General features: G+C 41.8%; 20 protein-coding genes and 1 pseudogene. 15 read left to right on the plus strand and 6 right to left on the minus strand.

Features of this window, described 5'->3' with window-relative positions; translation table 11 throughout:
* The first annotated feature begins 9 nt into the window (after nucleotides 1-9).
* Both AAV98_RS03835 and AAV98_RS03840 read left to right on the plus strand, forming a co-directional pair.
* A complete protein-coding gene (locus AAV98_RS03835) occupies nucleotides 10-762 on the plus strand; it encodes a MerR family transcriptional regulator (RefSeq protein WP_060664230.1) in 753 nt (250 codons plus the stop codon).
* Between the two features lie 89 nt (nucleotides 763-851).
* Complete coding sequence (locus AAV98_RS03840; protein ID WP_060664231.1) at nucleotides 852-1,247, plus strand: VOC family protein; 396 nt, start codon at nucleotides 852-854, stop codon at nucleotides 1,245-1,247.
* A 338-nt stretch (nucleotides 1,248-1,585) separates the two neighbouring features.
* Here the strand turns inward: AAV98_RS03840 and AAV98_RS03845 are convergent, their stop codons facing one another.
* Entirely contained in the window at nucleotides 1,586-2,155 is a 570-nt protein-coding gene (locus AAV98_RS03845; RefSeq protein ID WP_060664232.1) for a TetR/AcrR family transcriptional regulator, read from the minus strand.
* A 263-nt stretch (nucleotides 2,156-2,418) separates the two neighbouring features.
* Between AAV98_RS03845 and AAV98_RS03850 the strand changes: the two genes are divergently transcribed.
* Together AAV98_RS03850 and AAV98_RS03855 are read left to right on the plus strand one after the other, a co-directional pair.
* A complete protein-coding gene (locus AAV98_RS03850; RefSeq protein ID WP_231687699.1) occupies nucleotides 2,419-4,362 on the plus strand; it encodes an efflux RND transporter permease subunit in 1,944 nt (647 codons plus the stop codon).
* Nucleotides 4,362-6,167, plus strand: a complete 1,806-nt coding sequence (locus AAV98_RS03855) for a hypothetical protein (protein WP_060664234.1) — start codon at nucleotides 4,362-4,364, stop codon at nucleotides 6,165-6,167. The genes AAV98_RS03850 and AAV98_RS03855 overlap by 1 nt, the downstream gene beginning before the upstream one ends.
* Nucleotides 6,168-6,521: 354 nt before the next feature.
* On the opposite strand, the gene AAV98_RS03860 is transcribed toward AAV98_RS03855, so the two are convergent.
* From AAV98_RS03860 to AAV98_RS03870, 3 genes are read right to left on the minus strand one after another with little or no spacing between them, the layout of a single operon-like run.
* Nucleotides 6,522-7,823, minus strand: coding sequence for an FtsW/RodA/SpoVE family cell cycle protein (locus AAV98_RS03860; protein WP_060664235.1), 1,302 nt, complete (start codon nucleotides 7,821-7,823; stop codon nucleotides 6,522-6,524).
* Nucleotides 7,820-8,257 carry a PadR family transcriptional regulator gene (locus tag AAV98_RS03865; RefSeq protein WP_060664236.1) on the minus strand — a complete coding sequence of 146 codons (438 nt, stop codon included), beginning with the start codon at nucleotides 8,255-8,257 and terminating at the stop codon, nucleotides 7,820-7,822. The genes AAV98_RS03860 and AAV98_RS03865 overlap by 4 nt, the downstream gene beginning before the upstream one ends.
* Nucleotides 8,258-8,260: 3 nt before the next feature.
* Nucleotides 8,261-8,809 (minus strand): sigma-70 family RNA polymerase sigma factor, encoded by a 549-nt coding sequence (locus AAV98_RS03870; RefSeq protein ID WP_060664237.1) that lies wholly within the window; start codon nucleotides 8,807-8,809, stop codon nucleotides 8,261-8,263.
* Nucleotides 8,810-9,017: 208 nt separating this feature from the next.
* Between AAV98_RS03870 and AAV98_RS03875 the strand changes: the two genes are divergently transcribed.
* Complete coding sequence (locus AAV98_RS03875) at nucleotides 9,018-9,371, plus strand: PadR family transcriptional regulator (RefSeq protein ID WP_060664238.1); 354 nt, start codon at nucleotides 9,018-9,020, stop codon at nucleotides 9,369-9,371.
* On the plus strand, nucleotides 9,358-10,020 hold the full coding sequence (locus AAV98_RS03880; protein WP_197284224.1) for a permease prefix domain 1-containing protein: 663 nt from the start codon (nucleotides 9,358-9,360) through the stop codon (nucleotides 10,018-10,020). The genes AAV98_RS03875 and AAV98_RS03880 overlap by 14 nt, the downstream gene beginning before the upstream one ends.
* Before the next feature lie 134 nt (nucleotides 10,021-10,154).
* On the opposite strand, the gene AAV98_RS03885 is transcribed toward AAV98_RS03880, so the two are convergent.
* A complete protein-coding gene (locus AAV98_RS03885) occupies nucleotides 10,155-10,724 on the minus strand; it encodes a biotin transporter BioY (RefSeq protein WP_197284225.1) in 570 nt (189 codons plus the stop codon).
* An 81-nt stretch (nucleotides 10,725-10,805) separates the two neighbouring features.
* Between AAV98_RS03885 and AAV98_RS03890 the strand changes: the two are divergent.
* The 8 genes and pseudogenes from AAV98_RS03890 to AAV98_RS03925 all read left to right on the plus strand — a co-directional run bounded on the left by AAV98_RS03890 (nucleotide 10,806) and on the right by AAV98_RS03925 (nucleotide 17,106).
* Nucleotides 10,806-11,174: pseudogene (locus AAV98_RS03890) on the plus strand (VOC family protein).
* Nucleotides 11,175-11,231: 57 nt separating this feature from the next.
* The gene (locus tag AAV98_RS03895) at nucleotides 11,232-11,759 is read left to right on the plus strand and encodes an RNA polymerase sigma factor (RefSeq protein WP_060664239.1); all 528 of its coding nucleotides are present in this window, start codon (nucleotides 11,232-11,234) and stop codon (nucleotides 11,757-11,759) included.
* Nucleotides 11,734-12,468: a hypothetical protein gene (locus AAV98_RS03900; RefSeq protein ID WP_156317615.1), complete on the plus strand. Its 735-nt coding sequence runs from the start codon at nucleotides 11,734-11,736 to the stop codon at nucleotides 12,466-12,468. Before AAV98_RS03895 ends, AAV98_RS03900 begins: the two co-directional genes overlap by 26 nt.
* A gap of 141 nt (nucleotides 12,469-12,609) precedes the next feature.
* Nucleotides 12,610-13,143, plus strand: coding sequence for an RNA polymerase sigma factor (locus AAV98_RS03905; protein WP_060664241.1), 534 nt, complete (start codon nucleotides 12,610-12,612; stop codon nucleotides 13,141-13,143).
* The gene (locus tag AAV98_RS03910; protein ID WP_060664242.1) at nucleotides 13,133-13,972 is read left to right on the plus strand and encodes a hypothetical protein; all 840 of its coding nucleotides are present in this window, start codon (nucleotides 13,133-13,135) and stop codon (nucleotides 13,970-13,972) included. Before AAV98_RS03905 ends, AAV98_RS03910 begins: the two co-directional genes overlap by 11 nt.
* Nucleotides 13,973-14,093: 121 nt before the next feature.
* Nucleotides 14,094-14,729: a lysoplasmalogenase gene (locus AAV98_RS03915; protein ID WP_060664243.1), complete on the plus strand. Its 636-nt coding sequence runs from the start codon at nucleotides 14,094-14,096 to the stop codon at nucleotides 14,727-14,729.
* A 97-nt stretch (nucleotides 14,730-14,826) separates the two neighbouring features.
* On the plus strand, nucleotides 14,827-15,309 hold the full coding sequence (locus AAV98_RS03920; RefSeq protein WP_060664244.1) for a CBO0543 family protein: 483 nt from the start codon (nucleotides 14,827-14,829) through the stop codon (nucleotides 15,307-15,309).
* 234 nt (nucleotides 15,310-15,543) lie between these two features.
* Nucleotides 15,544-17,106, plus strand: a complete 1,563-nt coding sequence (locus AAV98_RS03925) for an ATP-binding protein (protein WP_060664245.1) — start codon at nucleotides 15,544-15,546, stop codon at nucleotides 17,104-17,106.
* Nucleotides 17,107-17,141: 35 nt separating this feature from the next.
* On the opposite strand, the gene AAV98_RS03930 is transcribed toward AAV98_RS03925, so the two are convergent.
* Nucleotides 17,142-17,648, minus strand: a complete 507-nt coding sequence (locus AAV98_RS03930; protein ID WP_060664246.1) for an acyl-CoA thioesterase — start codon at nucleotides 17,646-17,648, stop codon at nucleotides 17,142-17,144.
* 161 nt (nucleotides 17,649-17,809) lie between these two features.
* Between AAV98_RS03930 and AAV98_RS03935 the strand changes: the two genes are divergently transcribed.
* Nucleotides 17,810-19,264: a protein adenylyltransferase SelO gene (locus tag AAV98_RS03935; protein ID WP_060664247.1), complete on the plus strand. Its 1,455-nt coding sequence runs from the start codon at nucleotides 17,810-17,812 to the stop codon at nucleotides 19,262-19,264.
* The last annotated feature ends 49 nt before the right edge of the window (nucleotides 19,265-19,313 follow it).

Here is a 19,313-nt window from a genome sequence, read left to right on the forward strand (position 1 = left end):
AGGGAATGTATGAATTATTTTTCATCGGGAGAGGTTGCTAAGAATTTGGGGGTATCTCTACGGACGGTGCGATATTACGACGATATTGAGTTGGTGGAACCGACAAAAAAGGTTGACAGTGGAAGGCGGTTATATTCTGCAGGCGATATCCTCCAGCTTCAAAAAGTAATACTGTTAAAGGAAACGGCTTTGCCTCTGAAGGATATTCAAAAAGTGTTAAATCAGATTACGATCGAGAGGGTTCTTCTTTTACATAAGGAAAAGTTGGTGGGAGACCTCGAGGGGTTAAGTCTATCGCTTGATCACACTCACTCTCTGCTTAACATGATTAAACTTGAAGAGGACATTAAATGGGAGCATCTAATTCCTTTGCTTGGTGAGGGTTTGGAAGGAAAGAGGCAGAAACATGCAGCTGAAATGGCAAGGGTGTTCAGCGAGGAGGAGCAAGTGATTTTGCAAGAGAACTTGCCGAAGTTGGAAGACAACTCGGTGGAGGTGGAGAAGTGGATCAATCTTATTAAGCGGATTGAGCATTGTCTTGAAGACGGGAAAAAGCCTGCATCCAAAGAAGGCCAGCTGATTGCTGAGGATGTGATGATTTTATCGCAGGATACCTTTCATGGAGATGTTGAATTGGCAGAGAAATTCTGGGATGTGAGGAAGTCCGAAGATGCCTCTAATGAATTGGGGTTCTATCCAGTGAAACCGGAAGTGTTGGAGTTTTTGGAGGAGGCAATGAAGGAAGTTTCCGTATCGTCGTAACTAGTTATTGAATCCATGTCCATCGATGATTTATGATAGAGAAGTACATTGGTACATATTAGAAATATTAATCTAGTAGGAGGGGTACTATGGGAAGATTAATTCATTTCGAAATTCATGTGGATAACATGGAGCGTGCGAAGGGGTTTTATGGAGAGGTATTCGGTTGGACGTTTCAGGATTGGAGCGAATATGCTGGAACGCCTTATTTTGGAGCCGTTACAGGGGAAGAAGGGGAGCCAGGGATCAATGGTGCATTGATGCAACGAAAAGGTGCCGCGCCTGAGGCCAATCAACCTCTAAATGGTTTTGCCTGCACATTAGGTGTGGAAGAATACGATGTTACGGAAAAATTGATACTTGATCACGGCGGGAAAGTGGCTGTGCCAAAGCATGCCTTACCGGGAATGGCATGGCAGGGTTACTACACGGACACAGAAGGCAACGTTTTTGGTATCCACCAGCCAGATCAGAATGCGAAATAGATAGAGTTAGAGACAAGACCTGATGTGTGGGTCTTGTTTTTTCTTTTTGAGCTAGAAAGTCTTAAGGATTAGTCAGTTTGCTAGTTAAGGGGGAGATTAAAGGACCATATGATGACGAGCTTCCCGGAATCGAGAGGGATATGGTAGGTTCCGGTGACTTATTTTCCAAAAGCGGGTATTTATTTTCCGTTCGGGTGATTTTATTTTCCGTTAGACTTAATTTATTTTCCAAAGTCCCCGATTTATTTTCCGTTCCCCTAGTTTTATTTTCCAAAGTCCCCAATTTATTTTCCATTCCACCCGTTTTACTTTCACCCTTCCCATATCCAACTCTTGCCTCACCGCACCTGTCCCCTCAACCCACGGTTCAAAAACTCATTCAACAAACCCGCCATTTCCTTAGGTGTCTTGTTCCTCCCACTCTCCAACCAGTTCTTTATCATATAAATACTGCCGCTAACAAAGAATATACTTAAATACTCAAAGGTGTCCGCGTCGACCTGTTTACTAGGAATAAAATTCTTTAAAATGTATTCCTTTGCAATCATCATGCCCTTTTTCTGGAATTGCACTTCAGTGTTTTCGCTTAACAGGATACAACAAATATCACTTTTTGAAGCGATGTATTCAAAGATCTTTTCGGCCATTTGGTATGCCTCGTCTTCTTTTGAGAAATTATATTGGTTAAGTGTTTTGACCATGTCTTCGGTGAATTCATCGTCAATGGCATTAAGTAGGTCGTATTGACTGGAATAGTGGGCATAGAAGGTGGAGCGGTTTATATCGGCTTTTGTACATATTTCTTTTATGGTAATGCTTGCTATGGATTTTTCCTTAAGCAAGTCGAGTAAACTTTCCTTCAGCACCATGCGTGTGTACTGCTTTCTTCTATCCATCTTTTCGCTCATCTTCCTTACACCCTTTCATAAAAAAACAACACAATAGAATGATTTGTTGTCTATCTAACATACGGAACCCAACTGTCTGTTGTATACCCAACACCGTGTCTAATATAATAATAAAATGAAAAGGTGTAAGAAACAAGAGAGGATGAACAACGATAAATATTGCATCGCGTATTATAAAACATAAAAAGGCAGTGTTGATTGTGTTTGCGTTGGTGACCATCATCTCGGCCGTGGCGCAGTTTTTTGTCTCGGTCAATTATAATATGGTAGATTATCTGCCGGATGATGCCCAGTCGACAAAGGCCATGGAGATCATGGAAAAGGAATTTACGGGTGCAGTTCCGGATACGCGGGTCATGATAGCTGATGTGACGATACAGGAAGCCGTTACGTTTAAAGAAAAATTAGAAGCCATCGATGGAGTGGCAGAGGTAATCTGGCTTGATGATGTAGTGGACCTGAAAACGCCACTTGAAATAGCGGATCAGGAGATGGTCGAAAGTTACTACAAAAATGGAAATGCCCTGTTTTCTATTAGCGTCCGTAGTGGGGATGAGGTAGCGATCACGGATGCGGTTTATGAATTGATTGGTGAAAATGGTGCAATTGCAGGGGAAGCGATTAATACGGCGACTTCACAAAAAATGGCCGGAAACGAATCGATGTATGCGGCCATGCTGCTTGTGCCTATCATTATTTTCATTCTAATTATCTCGACCACGTCTTGGGTGGAACCAGTATTCTTCCTGACGGCAATTGGTGTGTCTGTCTTAATTAACTTAGGAACCAACATCTTTATCGGGGAAGTTTCCTTTGTAACGCAGTCGGTTGCGCCAATTTTGCAGCTTGCCGTCTCGCTTGACTACGCGGTGTTCCTGTTGCACAGTTTCACCGAATATCGTAAAAAAACAAACCATCCCGAAGAGGCCATGGAACTTGCGATGAAAAAATCGTTCCCAGCGATTACTGCGAGTGCTGCGACAACCTTTTTCGGTTTTATCGCCCTGACGTTTATGGACTTTGAGATTGGTTCTGACCTTGGGTTGAATCTAGTAAAAGGAATCGTCCTTAGTTTTATCAGTGTAATGGTGTTTCTCCCAGCATTAACGCTGTTCTTTTATAAATGGATGGATAAGACGCAGCACAGAAGCTTTATCCCAAGCTTTGAGGGAATTGGGAACTTCGTAGTGAAGTTAAGAGTGCCAAGTTTGCTCATCGTACTTGCATTATTGGTGCCCGCATTCCTCGCACAGACCAACACCTCTTTTACATATGGATTTGGTGAACTGCCAGACCATACGAGAGCGGGTTCGGATTATAAAAAAATCAACGAGTCGTTTGGCGAAATTACTCCCATTGTACTTTTAGTGCCAAAAGGCGAGGTGGCAAAAGAGGAGGAACTTGTGGAAGAGCTTGAGTCCATGGACTATGTCACAGGCGTTGTGTCTTACGTGAATATGGTGGACCCGGTGATTCCACCAGAGTACTTGGATGAAGAGGTACGGAATGAATTTTATTCGGAAAATTATAGCCGTATAGTGATCAATACGAATCAAGCGACAGAAGGAGACATTCCGTTTGCGATTGTGGAAAATGTGGATAAAGCCGCATCTGCGTATTATGGGGATTCCGCGCTCAGCCTTGGGGAGAGTGTGACCTTGTATGATATTAAAGAAACCGTAACGAAAGATAATATTCTGGTCAATGTGCTGACGGTTGTGACGATTGCCATTGTGTTATTGATTGGGTTCCGGTCCATTTCCATTCCGGTTGTCTTATTATTGGCGATTCAGTCCTCTGTGTGGATGAACTTATCGATCCCATATTTTACGGAAACGTCCCTAGTGTTTGTAGGTTACCTCATCATCAGTACGGTGCAGTTAGCAGCAACGGTGGATTATGGGATTTTGTTTACAGAGGCTTACACGCATCACCGCAAGGAAATGTCTGCGAGGAAGGCGATTATCAAAACGTTGGATGAGAAGACCTTCTCGATTTCGATTTCAGCAGCCATCCTTTCAAGTGTCGGGTTTATTTTATGGATTACGTCTTCTAACCCGATTGTCGGTTCGATTGGACTGTTGCTTGGAAGAGGGGCGCTCCTAGCGTTTGTCATGGTATTGTTCTTCCTGCCGGCGATGCTGCTTGTGTGTGATCGATTCATCAAGAAAACGACCTATAAATCCAATTTTAAAGAGGAGAAGTGATGATGAGAAAGAAAAAACTACTATCTGTTACACTAGCCGGAATGATTTTCTTGCCTTCATTTCTTGGGAATGCGAGTGGGGCTTATGCAGAAGATCAAAAGAATGTACGATCCAAGGAAGAAGTAGTCTATGCCACCCTGAAAGCCAATGGAGACCTTGGACCAATTTATGTCGTGAATACCCTTGAGGTTGCCAAGGCGGGAGAGATCCTCGATTTCGGGGAGTACAAAACTGTGAAAAACCTGACGGATATGACAGAGCTTGAGCAAGAAGGCGAGCGTGTGGTGGCCGATGTGGAACAGGAAGGGAAGTTCTACTACCAAGGAGACTTGGAAGAAGGAACGGTACTGCCTTGGGATGTGACGGTTACGTATCTTTTGGATGGACGTGAAGTTGACCCTGCAGAGCTTGCGGGGGAAAGTGGTCATGTGGAAATACAAGTTGAAACAGCGGCGAACAATAGTGTTGCATCCGTTTTTTATGAAAATTACTTACTTCAGGTTTCCCTGACACTGCCAAATACGTACCAGAATATTGAAGCATCTTCTGGTGGCATGCAGGCAAATGTGGGGAAAAATAAACAGATCACGTTTACGGTGATGCCTGGAAAAGAAGAGCAGCTTCAGGTCGAGGCCGATGTAGAAAACTTTGAATTTAATGGTGTCGAGATAGCAGCAGTCCCATCCAGCCTTCCGATTGATACAACCGGAACGGAAGGGATGACCAATGATATGGCGGAACTGTCTGATGCCATTAGGCAATTGAATGATGGAGTTGGCGAGCTGCAGGACGGGGTTTCTGAGTGGAACAGCGGTGCAGCGAAGCTAAGGGATGGCTCTGCGCAATATAAAAATGGCATCAATCAGTTGAATGGCTCCTCATCTGAGTTGGTGGGAGCATCGAGCTCTATAAAAGAAGCGCTAGGAACGATTAATCGTGAGCTTTCCAATGGTGCGGCAGACGTTGATCTGAGCAGTTTGACCGAATTGCCTGCCGGGTTGCGTGAACTTGCACAAGGCTTGAATGCAACGGCGGATGGTCTTGTGAAGTTACAGGAAAACTACGGGGCGGCCTATGCTGCACTAGATGGAGCAATCACAGAAATTCCTGCCGGTGACCTTTCGGAAGAAGAAATTGCCGGGTTATATGAAAGTGGTGCAGACCCAGCCGTTGTGGATAAGTTAGCAGCCAATTATGCAGCTGCTCAAAAGGTAAAAGGGACTTATGCACAGGTGCAGGAAGCATTTGCGGCAGTGGAACCATCCTTGAAGCAAGTCGATGGAGCAGTAAGAGGGATAAGTGGCACGTTGACGACAATTGCGGATGAGTTATCTGCTTCAATAGAGGAAACGGACTTGAGTGGGTTTGCAGAGTTGACGAAAGGATTGGAAACATTAGCAGTCAACTATAATCAGTTCCATTCTGGGCTGGTGGGCTATACGAATGGAGTTGCAGAGCTATCCACATCCTATTCACAACTTCATACAGGCTTGGTTGGCTTGACGGACGGTACGAGTGAACTGTCATCAGGAGTGAATGAGTTATCGGAGGGAACAGAGGAATTGTATTCCGAAACGAAAGACCTTCCTGCCAAAATGCAAGCTGAGATCGATAAGATGATTCAGGAATACGATAAGTCGGATTTTAAACCTGTGTCGTTTGTATCGGAAGAAAATGAGAAAGTGACTTCCGTTCAGTTTGTGATTAAAACGGAAGCAATTAAGATGGAAGAGAAGAAACCGAAGGAAGCGGAGCCGGAGAAGAAGAAGGGGTTTTGGACTTTGTTGAAAGAGTTGTTTAAGTAAAGGCTCTGTTAAACTCCGCTGGTGATTTACGTACTAGGGTCCGCTTTCCTAGGGGCGTTTGGGGAGTCTCATATCCTTGCGCAGAAGCTACTGAAAAAGACCTTTATTTTGAAATTGTACTAAACACCGCTGGTGATTTCCGCAAATGGCTTCGCTTTCCTAGGGGCACTGCTGGAGCCTCCTCGGCTACGCCTGCGGGGTCTCCACCTAGCGCTAGCTCCCTCAGGAGTCTTCGCCTTTTGCTCCAATCACCAGCTAGGTTGCTGCAAAAATCAACAAAATGCTTAAATAGAGCCAAAAAATGAAGGAGGTTTCTACTTTTACACAGTAGAAACCTCCCTTTTCATTTCAGAACTAAACCTCACTTGGCCGCTCGACGATATCTTTCCGTCTGTAAACACTTAAGATAATCCCTAAAATCGCGGAATAAAAAATCAGTGTGGTCCCGCCATAGCTGATGAATGGTAGTGATACACCCACTATTGGTGCAAAACCTACCCCCATAAGAATGTTCCATATGGCTGGGACTGCGATTAAGGTAGCGCCACCAACTACTAAAATCCTTCCATAAGAATCCTTCGTCTTGCTTGCATTTCTTGAAATTTTCCATATAAAAACCATCAGTAAAATGCAAAGAGCTATTCCAAATGCCCAGCCGAGTGAGTAAACAAGGTAAGGGAAAGCGAATTCTGTATGGGCGTCTGGAAGGGATTGAATGGCACTATTCCCATTTAACCCATTTCCGAACCAACCTGCGTCAGCAATGAGTCCCTTGATTAAGATGTACATATAACCCGGTCCATCAAAATATTTTTCAGGGGAAAGAAAAGAAAATAATCTATCACTTAATAGACTGCCTTGAGAGGTAATTAAAATCAGCACAATAAAAAGTAGGCACGTAGTCAATTCTGCTGTAATCAAGATGACCTCACTCATTTTTCGTTTTTTAGAAAAAATAAACATCATTAATACACATGAAAAATAAAAAATACTGTAAGGCAAGGAAGGAAGCATCATGAAAAGCATGAAAGGTATCCAGAAAAGACCAAACATCATTACTTGTTTCCAGCCGTTAAACATGTCAGATTTTGTGAAAATACCAGCCCACGCTAGGAAAAACAAAAGCATAGAAATGGTAGCCGCATCCACCGTAATTCCGCCAAATGAGATCCATCTCTTGACTCCGCCTGCTGAAACACCGAATACAGGAAGGATTAGGAGTACTAGCACGCCACTACTATAAAAAATCCACCACCAATTTTTCAGTTTTTGATAATCAAAGAATAGAAATGCAATCAGGACGATTGTTCCCAGGCTGTACCAAATTACCTGCTGTTTCAAAAATAATGAGCCAGGTGCATTTCCGATTAAGGGGAGAAAGCTGATTGCACCAATCACAATAAATAGACTAATGAGTATCCAGTCCATTCTAGGTTTATGAAGCTTATTTAATTTTTCCCCAATGGAATAAGGATTCCCCATTTCTTGAACGGCCTTTTCCTCTGCTTCTTTTAAGGAATCTACACGGTTCTCAAAAGACTTGCTTAATTCTAGGAGGTGATGGTGGAGCTCTTTTCTAATCATGCTGTGCGCTTCTTTGGATCTTACTTTTGAGATTACTTTTGTTAGAAATTCATTAAAGATCGGTGAACTCATAAGGAGGCCTCCTCTAGTAATTCTTTTAATAGAAACGGTTGTTTGGCATATCCTTTTTTAAAGGCGGCTGCCAAGTACTTCCGACCTTTTGCAGTTAGTGCATAAAACTTCTTATCCTCTCTCCACATAGAAGTCAGTATTTCTTTTTTCTCTAACAAATGTAAAAGGGTATAAAGTTGTCCTTCATTGTGTAAAAAGCTGTGTTCTTCTTTTTGGAAAAGTTGTGTGGAAATATCAAATCCATGCTTGGCCTCTAGTTGTAGAGATTCCAAAATGGAAAGGACGGTTTTTTCGTTAAATGAGTGAAGCGTAGAGTATGAATGCTTGGACTGTATCGCTTCGTTCACTCTAGCTTTTCGTTCTTCTGTAAAAGAGAGATCTTTGAAAACATTCTTTTTCATAGACTTTTTGAAATTTAGAAATGGATCGTTCATTCTTTAAACCTCCTCTATCAAGTGTTCTTTTAATATCTCTTTTGCGCGTTTAAGTCTTGTTTTTATCGTATTTACATTAACCGAGGTAATCTTGCTAATTTCAGCCAAAGGAAGTTCCTCATAATAATGAAGGACCACCACTTCACGATATTTTACAGGCAATCCCATTACTGCATTGGTCAGGCTTTCTTCTTCGCTTTTGGATATAACCTCTACCTCGACATCTTTTGCTTTGGAAGGTATATAGTCCAATAGTTTTTCATTGAGAATTAGCTTTCGATAATGCCAACTCCTTAGATAGTCTTTACAATGGTTGCTGGCAATTCGGTAGAGCCAAGTCTTTATGGAAGACTGGTGCTTGAATTGGTCAAGCTTCTCATAGCACTTGATGAAAATCTCTTGCGTTAAATCCTCTGCTATCGTCTGGTTCTTAACATATGTAAAAACAAGATGGAGTACCGCGTCCCCGTTCTCATTCATTAATTCATGGATAAGCTGTTCCTTATCTGTAGCAAACACTTTAGAAACTGCCTTGTGTTCTAGTTCGTTCATGTTGACAACCCTCCTTTCTCCATTTTAGACGAAGCACCCACTGTTTGGGTTTGGAAAAAAATAAATAGTTTCATTGTAAGTAGCTAAAAAAGCCAATACGGAAAGTATTTTGTATGAAATTTTGCACATCAATCAAGTACTTTGTTGAAGAAATTACTTTGACAGACAAAGTAATGTGTTGTAAATTATAACCAGGAGGTGAGAAAATGTGGAAACTAAAATATCGACTGATTTGATACGGGGGCATACAGATACCATTATTCTAAATGTGCTTCGGCAAGGAGATAGTTATGGGTATCAGATTTTTAAGTCCATTATGGAACTAAGTAAAAATCAATATGAGTTGAAAGAGGCAACGCTTTACACAGCTTTTCGTCGCCTCGAGAAGGAAGGATCTATCGCTTCTTATTGGGGAGATGAAACCCAGGGTGGCCGTCGGAAATATTACAGAATAACGGAAGATGGTACGGCGCGCTACAATCAGTACAAGAAAGAATGGAAGATTGCTAAAGAGATACTTAATGACTTGATAGAGGGAGGAATGGAGAATGATGAGAAATAATGTGGACAAAAAAGTCCAGGCGTATGTGGATGGGCTTTTCTCCGGTGTTGGTGAAAGTCAGCAATTATTTGATCTTAAAGAAGAGCTAGCAACCAATCTAAAAGAGAAAATCGCAGACTACAAGAAGGAAGGAATGGATGAGTCAGCCGCATTCAAGGAAGCAGTTAGTTCCATGGGCGACCTTAGCGGACTGGTCGATGATATGCGGGAAGTAGGGCAGGACAAAGCGAAGCAGGCGGTGTACTCTTCCATGACAGCGCGAATCTCCGCGGCTGGGTTGATTACAGGGATATTGTTGATTTTGTTCGGTGTATTAACATCTTCCATGTTGTATTTTATGGATATGGAATTGGAAGCTGTGACAGGGACAGCGATTTTTGTTGTGTTTGGGATTGCCATCATTACGTATAGCGGATTAACGAGAGAAAGCAGTAAGAAATATGCAATGAATAGGGTTCGTGCCATTTTATATGCAGTGGCAGTCGGGTTGGTCGCATTCAGTTTATTTGTTGCTTTTACAACAGGGTTTGCAACCGGAAAGATGTATATTGCAATTAGCTCCTTTATGATTTTCTTCTTGGTTGGAGTTGGTTTATGGTTAGGACTTGCTTTTACGGGGACGGATCGTAGGAAGATGGTGGTGAGGTAGTGATAACGCAAGGAAGTTGGGCAAAAGAAAACCACCTTCTGCTTAGGTAAAAGAAAAAGGTGGCTTTCACACTTAGATAAATCGTTGAGAGAGGTGTTGGCGCACTTCTCTCTTTTTTATTATACATCAGAGTATCACGCAGCTACATCCCCATTTCCCTGCAAAAGGTTAGCCTGCTTCAGACGTCTTCTTACTGTAATGCCAATCCAACTTGCTAAGAATGCTTTAATCAAACCCACGACAATAAAAGGATAAACCCCGAACTTCAACGCATTTGCCCATGTCATGTCCATCACAATCTTTAACTGAATCGTTCCCATCACCAGCGTAATAATCATCCCCACCGTGTTGGCGAGCATGGCCCATTTTAATGTGAAAGATGTTTTTTCTAATATGTAACCAGTGAAAAATGCAGCTAGGATAAAGCCGAAGATGTAACCTCCTGTAGGACCAATAAGTACAGCAGCCCCACCTTTCATTTCAGCAAACACCGGTAAGCCAACTGCTCCAAGCAGGACGTAACACACCATTGACATAGCCCCGTATCTACTTCCAAGGATGGTTGCAGCAAGTCCGACCGCAAGTGTTTGCCCGCTGATAGGCACGAGCGGTAAAGGAATTTCCATTTGTGCGAGCACCGCTGTAATCGCGGCGAACATAGCGCATAGTATTAGCCATCTTAATCTTTCGTTTTTTGTTGTCAATTGAGGTTCCTCCTATTATGTAAACTTTCAATAATTATAAGTTTACATAAAACGCGGATTAATTGGAAGGTTTTTTTGGATATGAATGCATGGATTAAGCTCGGTCAAGTCATGCTCTATGTAAATAATAAAGATGAAGCGTTGAGGTTTTGGACAGAGACAGTAGGGTTCCACGTCATCTCTGATGAGGGCAATGGAGAGAGAATGAGATGGGTTGAAATAGCACCGTCAAAAAGTTTGGAAACAAGCATCATCTAACAAAACAAGGAATTCGTTGCAAAAATGTCACCGGGACTTAACCTTGGTAAGCCTTCTTTCGTGTTTTTTACGGAGATCCTTGAAAGGATATATGACGATTTATCTAGTAAAAGTTTAACCGTGGGGGAAATGGTAATTATGCCTTCTGGTAAACCTTCGAGGAATCATTCTCTGATTTTTTTTCTTTTTTAAAACTTTTTTGAAGTTCGTCCGTCTATACAGTGTCATAAAAATTGAGGGGGGAACCAGGTGTCATTCTATAAAGAAAATGAGATAGAGGCGTGGTATAGCCAATACCATCAGACTATTTTCAAGTATATTATTCTCATGGTCAAAGACAGTCAGCAGGCAGAGGATTTGACGCAAGAGACTTTTTTAAGAGCATATAAGCATCATCATACATATAAAAGGGATTCTTCACCGAAGACTTGGCTCTTTAGGATCGCTCACAATACCACACTTGATCACCTCCGGAAGATGAAACCGATAAGGTTATTCCATCAAGTTTTCCAAAAAGAGCAAACCGTTTCATCGGAGGACATTGTCATCCTTAAAGAGAATTCACGTGAACTTTATGACGCACTGAACAATCTAAAGGATAACTATAAACAGGTGATTATCCTTCGAAAAATTAAAGGCTTTTCCATTTTGGAAACAGCTCACATCCTGGATTGGTCAGAAAGTAAAGTGAAGTCAACTCTGTTTCGGGCGATGCAGACCTTGGAGGAGAAAATGAAGAGGGAGGTAAATAATGATGAGAAGCAGGTCAGAGGGTGATTCCCGTTTGGAGCAATCACTGAAGAGGTTGGAGCATGATTTGGAGTGGAATCAGGAGCGTGCCGGTTTGGTAGGAGAGCGAATTGGGGGCAATATAAGAACTATCAAAAAAAGGCAGGTTGCATCAAAGTTTCTTATAGCTGTTGCAACATTGTTATTGATGATAAGTATTCCGATTATCGTAATTGAAACACAGGAAGTGGCTATGGAAGAGGATAGTCTTTATCAAGCAGCTCCAAATACTGAGAAGAATTCCGATGCTAATGGCATCATTATGGATTCGATTTATCATGTGTTTCCCATTAATGCAGATAAATATATTGATGCTATAGTCGGTGAGCCATTAATTTCGGAGGGAGGTATCTATGCAGCTTACTATTACCAACTTGGTATTGGCTCTCCTGAATTACTTCATATTACTACTTATGAAAATGATGAGTATTCTATCGATCAAAGGATGGAAATGTTATTACCACTCAAGAAATTCCCCTCAGCCTCCTATGAATCTATAGAAATTCTAGTTGGAGATCACCGTGCTGTACTGACTGTTTCGAATCAAGAATATGGAGGAGTGACACTTTTAGTAGTAACTGAAAATTTTGTGTACACTTTTTCCCCACCCTTTCAATTTAAGGACATGACAGACAAAGAAGCAGAGCAGTTGAAAGAGGATATAGTCGAACTTGCAAAGCTACTTAACTTTAAATGAAAAAAAGGTTCCATTTGCTTTCTAGTGTAAACTAGAGTTGCAGATGGAATTTTTTATTATGAAAAACTGTAACCAATGAACAATCCTCACGTCCTTAAAGTAAGCAAATTTGCGATAGCTATAGAGAGATAGGTGACATAAATGGAGGGAGAATGGTCAATTCGAAAGCTCGATGATTGGTATGAGCGTTATAGTGATGAGGTTTTCCGTTATGTTCTGATGATGACCGGTGATCCAGAGATGGCGAAGGACTTGACACATGATACGTATATCAAGGCTTATCAAGCATTAGATCGTTATAAAGGGGAGACAAGTGAAAGGAATTGGCTGTACCGGATTGCCCGGAATGCGACAATTGATGAATTTCGGAAGAGGAAGCCTTTTCGTTTTGTGGTGGATTCTTTTGCCGCAACTGCCGTGCTTTCAACAACGGAATATCTACCAGAACAGGTGGCGCAGCAAGGAGAATATGAGGCGTATCTGTATCGTGCCTTGCAACAATTGAAAAGGTCATATCGGGAGGTCATTATTTTACGAAAAATAAAGGATTTGACGGTGCGGGAAACTGCAGAAATCCTTGGTTGGAGTGAAGGCAAGGTGAAGACCACTTTGCACAGAGCGTTGGAAGCCTTGAAGAAACAAATGCTAAAGGAGGGCTATAACCATGACGCATGAAAAAGATGAGAGTCGCTTGGATCAAACATTGAAGGGATATCAAGCGATCAGGATGGATGAGGAAGGAAAAAAGGAAATCCATGAACGAGTAATGGAGTCAGTTAGGCATAAGGAGAAAAGACAACAAAGGAGATGGGATATGAGGCCGGTTGTTTCATTTATGATGGCTGGGTTTTTGTTGGTGATTGGTGGGTACTTTCTTGCGACAGAGTTGATTTTCTCAGATGATACGGAAAAGAGTTTGACGGTGGATAAGGAGAATGACACTGTTGTAGAAGCTGTAAATGGAGGGGTGACTCCGTATACTAATTTAGAAAAAGCTGCCTCTGCTAAATTTGGGACAGAGGTTCATATACCGTTTCATGCTGATGTTCCTTTACAGACTGCATTTATCATAAATGATGGCTATACTTTGGATGATGAGGAGTTTATCGGCGATCCGGTAGTGGCAGCATTTGTGTATAGTACTCTTGAAGCAGGTGAAGAGGAAGAGACGTCAGAGGAACTTAGTGAGTTAAAGTTATCGCCTTCAACTGACCTGATTTATGGGGAGTTTCTGGTGAATGATAAGCATATGGTGGGGCTGAACATTTTGAATGGGGAAACTACTCATATTGACAGGATTAATTACAACCTTATTGGTGAAGAGAAGCGTATCGCTGGTAAAACGGTTTACTATAATCATCTGAAAAAATCAATTCCCGATACGTTCAGAATAAGTTTCCGAGTCGATGAAGATGTGTATGCATTCTATTTTAATGCGGAAAGAGTGTCGGAGAGTTATGCGTATGCTTTTGTGGAGAAGTCGTTGAAGCAGATAGGAGAATAAGGGGTAGGAGGGTTCTTTCGCTTTAGCGTGGGAACCCTTCTTTATTTAGAAAAAGACTTTCACGAGTTTTGGTTGTGGCTTAAAATGTAGAGTAAATAAAAGTGCGAAGGAGGCTATTGAATTGTTGTTATCCCTCTCATTCCTTACCGTGCTTCTTGGTGTTTTTTATCTGTTTGCGGTAGAAAAACATCATAAATCATGGACGTATATGTTAAAGCCAGGCACCATGGTGATCATTATATTTATCGCGATATTGGGATTAGGGAATGTATCTTTTGCATATGGCTGGTGGATTCTAGCAGGGTTAGTATTTTCTATATTAGGTGATATTTTTCTGATGCTTCCTAAGGATCGTTTTGTATATGGGTTAGTTTCTTTTTTGGTCGGGCATGTATGCTATGTTGTGGCTTTTTGGTATGTGCCTGGCGGTGGTGAGGTAAATACATGGATTTCTGGAGCACTATTTTTTGTCGCTGTTCTCTATCTTTTGAAACTTTCAAAAGGAGTTGTAAATTCTGGAGGTATCTATCTTTTTCTAGCAGTCACTGCGTATGTAGCGATTATCACGGCCATGGTTTGGGCGGCATTCTATAGTCAACAGCCGTTTATTATAGCTGGAGCAATCTTATTTTTCTTTTCCGATGCCATTCTAGCTTGGGATAAATTTGTCGGGAAGATAAGCTATCGAAACTATCTGGTGATGATTCCCTATTATTTAGCACAATATCTATTTGCGATATCTTTGCAATGGTTTTAATTTCTTAATTTAGATGTACCTTGGCATTGGATAATATCTAACTTGATGGGAATTGTAAAAGTATAAAAATTATCATTCTTGATGAAAGGGTGTCCCAATGGAGAGAAGGTTGTTAAACCTATTAAATATACTGTGTATGGTCTCCTTACCATTTGTATTTAAAGGTTCAAAAATGAGAGAGAATTTATTGATTTTTTTCCTAAAGGGAGTTATATCGATTCTACTCGATTCTTATGTTGTAGGAACGAAAAAAATTGCTTATCCTGTAAGACCTTTTTCGAAAATTTTTAGTACAAATATTATTTATGATTTATTGTTCTTTCCTATATTAAGTGTCATTTGGGTAAGAATTTCTTACCATGATAAATGGACAACCTTAATACTAAAAAGTTTAATCTTTAGTGTTCCCATGAGTTTATGTCAATGGTGGCTAGAAAAAAACTCAAGATTATTTGAATGGAAAAAATGGTCTGCTTTCCATACATTTGGAAGTGTCAATTTCACCTTGTTTTTGGTTCGAGGAATTATAGGTTTCTTAAAAAGAGTAGAAGTAATGAATGATGAGAGTTTGACAAATTAATTCACTTAGTGCTCCACCCAAGGTAATTTAGCTTTGGGTTTTTTTGTTTTTCTTTATAAAAAATACTTAGAAGAGGATTTCAAGCGTTATTATTGACTTTTCAGGATGTAATTTAGACTTTTTGGAACTTTGTATACCCCGACTTGTGGAAAATAAAAGCCAAAAGCACTTTAATATGATAAAGTTATTATTAGAATAGTAGGAAAATACAAGCGGAACATTGAGGGGCATACCATGCTGAATGAACTTTTACATAAAAATCCTTTTGAACATGATGATACCGTAGAGAAGATATTATCTCGTTTGGTGGTAGAGTTGCAAGAGATGCTTTCGGAAGACGCCATTGTGACGACGATGATTTTTGATGATGTGACAAAAACCTTGAGTCCTGGACCGGGTTACGATGGGTTTCCGGCGTGTTTCGTGGAGAAAGCTAAAAACCTTCCGCTTGGCGTGGGTGGATGCGGGATAGCAGCAAATGAAAAGCGCATTGTCGTTTGCGAGGATATGCATACAGATCCTGTATGGGAACCCTTTTTGGAACTTACTGACTTGTCTGGAGTACGTGCTGTCTGGTCCCTCCCTATCTATTATCGAGAGAAAATATATGGAACATTTGCTATCTATCATCGTTATGCCTATAATCCGACGGAAATGGATATACGTCTGTCCATTTTGATGAGTAAGCATGCGGTGACCGCCTTTACTTTTTTACGGAAACAGGAATTTGAAAATATGTATCAGCTCATTTCAGAACATGCGAAAGACATCATTACGCTATCGTCACCGAATGGAACGGTGCAATACATCAATCCTGCAGTGACGGATATTCTTGGTTACAGTCAAAAAGATATTATCGGAGCAGATTTCACCCAGTTCATTGTATCCGAAGATTTAGAAACTGTACAAAGTTTTAATGAAGAAATGAACCGTGTCCAAACATCATTAAGCAAAGAGTTCCGTGTTTTAACAAAGGATGGCAGAGCAGTTTGGCTTGAAACAGTTTCCAAACCAGTCTTTGATGAATGCGGGAAACTTAAGCAGATTATTAGCACAAGTAGAGATGTTTCGGAGCGCCGGGAATCGGAAGAGGCACTTGTTAATTCAGAAAAGTTAACAGCAGTGGGGCAGTTGGCAGCTGGGGTTGCTCATGAAATAAGAAATCCGCTCACTTCCTTAAAAGGATTCCTGCAGTTAATCAATATACAAAATGGAGTGAACCCTCAATATTATGAAATAATGGCAAGTGAGTTGGAACGGATTGAACTGATTTCTAATGAAATGCTGGTTCTTGCCAAACCACAAGCAAAATCCTTGGAAAGTGTGGACATGGTAAAGGTTTTAAAGAATGTAGTATTTTTGTTGGACTCACAGGCATTGTTCCTCAATATAGGAATCAAGCTGGAAGTAGCAGAATCACTGATGCATGACTGTGTGGAAAGCGAAATGAAACAAGTGTTCATCAACCTTTTGAAAAATGCCTTTGAAGCGATGCCGCGCGGCGGAGAGGTAACCATCCGCTTAAAAGAATCAGCTGAATCAGTCTATGTAGAATTTGAAGATCAAGGCGTCGGAATCTCTCCTGAAAAGATTAAGGAATTGGGAAAACCTTTTTTTACAACAAAAGAAAAAGGCACAGGCTTAGGCCTGCTTGTTACAAATAAAATCATTAAAAATCATAATGGCTCTCTTGTTTATGAGAGTGAGTTGAATAAAGGAACGGTTGCAAGGATTACATTGGAAAAGCAACACGCTGGTGTTGCGGAAGTGAAGCTTGCGGTAAATGGGGCGGAATAGAGGAGAGTGCTGGATATAGCGGCACTCTCTTTTCTTTATTCTGAGAACCCACTTGTCAGCTTGGAGGCAAGTGCTTTGGATTCGGCCCTTCTGTTGCGTCTTGCTTGTGCCCGTTCCTCACCTGTTTTATTTAAATATCTCTCTTCTTCGGTTTCTGGTGTGATGGAAGGAACAGATGCAGGCTTTCCTTGATCATCTAGTGCCACAAACGTTAAAAAGGCTGTCGCTGCAATGTTCTTGGTGCCTTTTGTTAAATCCTCTGCTGTCACTTTCACAAAGACTTCCATGGAAGAATTCCCTGTCCAAGTGACAAACGATTCAAAAATAACGGCATCTGTCTGTCGGATTGGTGATAGAAAATCAACCGAGTCCATGGAGGCTGTTACACATTCACAACGGCACATGCGGGCAGCAGAAATAGAGGCAAGCATGTCCACATCCGATAACAATTTTCCACCGAACAAGGTATTATGGTTGTTAATGTCGTTTGGAAACACTCGGCTGGTTCGAACGACACGTGTATCTTTGCAGGTTTTGTTCATTGTGTTTCTCCTTCAAATGATCGTAGTTGAGAATATTTTAGCATTATTTTCCTCTGTGCGAAAATGTGAACTGTTTTTTGGGTGAGCTTTCTTAATTAAAAACGCTGAATAAGAGGGTATAATAGAAGTAACGACAAGACAGACGATAAGAAGGGGATATGATGAGCAGTTCTAAAGAAATAGGTTGGAATTTTAATAATAGTTATGAATCTTTGCCTGAATTGTTTTTTTCTGAGATAAAGCCAAATCCTGTGGAATCGCCTAAGTTAATTGTTCTGAATGAATCTGTGGCAGAAGAACTTGGACTTAGTATCGACGCATTAAAGGGGTCGGATGGTTTAAGCGTTTTTGCTGGCAACACCGTTCCAGAAGGTGGTTCAGGGATTGCCCAAGCATATGCAGGCCACCAGTTTGGCAATTTTACCATGCTTGGAGATGGCCGCGCCTTGTTGGTGGGGGAACAGATTACTCCTGCTGGCGAGCGCTTTGATATTCAGTTGAAGGGTTCAGGGCGGACTCCCTATTCCCGAGGCGGCGATGGTCGTGCAACTTTGGGACCGATGCTGCGTGAGTATATTATAAGTGAAGCGATGCACGGCTTGGGGATCCCAACAACACGAAGCTTGGCTGTGGTGAAAACTGGGGAAGAGGTGTTGCGGGAAGGTTTGTTGCCTGGAGCAGTCATGACCCGCGTTGCATCGAGTCACTTACGTTTTGGTACATTTCAGTTTGCTACTCAGTGGGGAGACATGGAAAAATTGCATGCGTTGGCTGACTATGCCATGAAACGTCACTACCCTGAGTTAGAAGCTGGTGATTATCTGGGGTTTTTTAGAAAAGTGATGGAGCAACAGGCGGAGCTGCTTGCGAAGTGGCAGTTGGTCGGTTTTATCCACGGTGTGATGAACACAGACAATATGACGATCAGCGGGGAAACTATTGACTATGGCCCATGTGCATTTATGGATGTGTATGACCCCACGACCGTGTTTAGTTCCATTGATGTACAGGGGCGGTATTCGTATGAAAACCAGCCTCGGATTGGTGGCTGGAATTTGGCGCGTTTTGCAGAAGCATTGTTGCCGTTGTTTAATGAGGATCAAAAGCGTGCAGTGGAGTTGGCGCAAGAGGAGCTATATACGTTTTCTGATTTGTATAAGGGGCATTGGCTTGCAGGGATGCGTGCGAAACTTGGGTTGTTTGATGAAGAACCTGGGGATGAGGCATTGGTGCAGGGGCTGCTTGATGTGATGAAGGAAAGCAAGGCGGATTTTACGAATACGTTTCGTGAGTTGACGTTGGGAGAGTTGGATTTGGTAGAAAAGCCAGCTTTTAGTGAGTGGCATTCGTTGTGGCAGGAGCGATTGGGAAGACAGTCTGAAAGTGAGGAAGCGGTGCGGGAGTTGATGCAGAAGAGTAATCCTGCTGTTATTGCGCGAAACCACCGGGTCGAAGCAGCATTGGAAGCGGCTGTCGAGCATGGGAATTATGGTGTGATGGAGAATTTGGTGAAGGTGTTGCGTGATCCGTATGCGTATTCCGTTGAACAGGAAGATTATTGTGTGGCGCCTGGTGCGAGTGTGGCGGCTGGGTATCGGACGTATTGTGGGACTTAGGGTGATTTTGGTTTAGGCACGAACTTGGTTGATTTCCGCACGAACTTAT

It is taken from the genome of Bacillus sp. CHD6a (assembly GCF_001293645.1).
GTDB lineage: Bacteria > Bacillota > Bacilli > Bacillales > Bacillaceae_I > Sutcliffiella_A.

Excerpts from the sequence above, each read along its gene's own strand:
- AAV98_RS03905 (WP_060664241.1), top strand. The coding sequence starts at position 12,610 with ATGGAGGGAGAATGGTCAATTCGAAAGCTCGATGATTGGTATGAGCGT.
- AAV98_RS03880 (WP_197284224.1), top strand. The coding sequence starts at position 9,358 with ATGATGAGAAATAATGTGGACAAAAAAGTCCAGGCGTATGTGGATGGG.
- AAV98_RS03855 (WP_060664234.1), top strand. The coding sequence starts at position 4,362 with ATGATGAGAAAGAAAAAACTACTATCTGTTACACTAGCCGGAATGATT.
- AAV98_RS03910 (WP_060664242.1), top strand. The coding sequence starts at position 13,133 with ATGACGCATGAAAAAGATGAGAGTCGCTTGGATCAAACATTGAAGGGA.
- AAV98_RS03840 (WP_060664231.1), top strand. The coding sequence starts at position 852 with ATGGGAAGATTAATTCATTTCGAAATTCATGTGGATAACATGGAGCGT.
- AAV98_RS03935 (WP_060664247.1), top strand. The coding sequence starts at position 17,810 with ATGAGCAGTTCTAAAGAAATAGGTTGGAATTTTAATAATAGTTATGAA.
- AAV98_RS03930 (WP_060664246.1), bottom strand. The coding sequence starts at position 17,648 with ATGAACAAAACCTGCAAAGATACACGTGTCGTTCGAACCAGCCGAGTG.
- AAV98_RS03870 (WP_060664237.1), bottom strand. The coding sequence starts at position 8,809 with ATGAACGAACTAGAACACAAGGCAGTTTCTAAAGTGTTTGCTACAGAT.
- AAV98_RS03925 (WP_060664245.1), top strand. The coding sequence starts at position 15,544 with ATGCTGAATGAACTTTTACATAAAAATCCTTTTGAACATGATGATACC.
- AAV98_RS03850 (WP_231687699.1), top strand. The coding sequence starts at position 2,419 with ATGGTAGATTATCTGCCGGATGATGCCCAGTCGACAAAGGCCATGGAG.
- AAV98_RS03845 (WP_060664232.1), bottom strand. The coding sequence starts at position 2,155 with ATGAGCGAAAAGATGGATAGAAGAAAGCAGTACACACGCATGGTGCTG.
- AAV98_RS03865 (WP_060664236.1), bottom strand. The coding sequence starts at position 8,257 with ATGAACGATCCATTTCTAAATTTCAAAAAGTCTATGAAAAAGAATGTT.
- AAV98_RS03860 (WP_060664235.1), bottom strand. The coding sequence starts at position 7,823 with ATGAGTTCACCGATCTTTAATGAATTTCTAACAAAAGTAATCTCAAAA.
- AAV98_RS03835 (WP_060664230.1), top strand. The coding sequence starts at position 10 with ATGAATTATTTTTCATCGGGAGAGGTTGCTAAGAATTTGGGGGTATCT.
- AAV98_RS03920 (WP_060664244.1), top strand. The coding sequence starts at position 14,827 with ATGGAGAGAAGGTTGTTAAACCTATTAAATATACTGTGTATGGTCTCC.
- AAV98_RS03900 (WP_156317615.1), top strand. The coding sequence starts at position 11,734 with ATGATGAGAAGCAGGTCAGAGGGTGATTCCCGTTTGGAGCAATCACTG.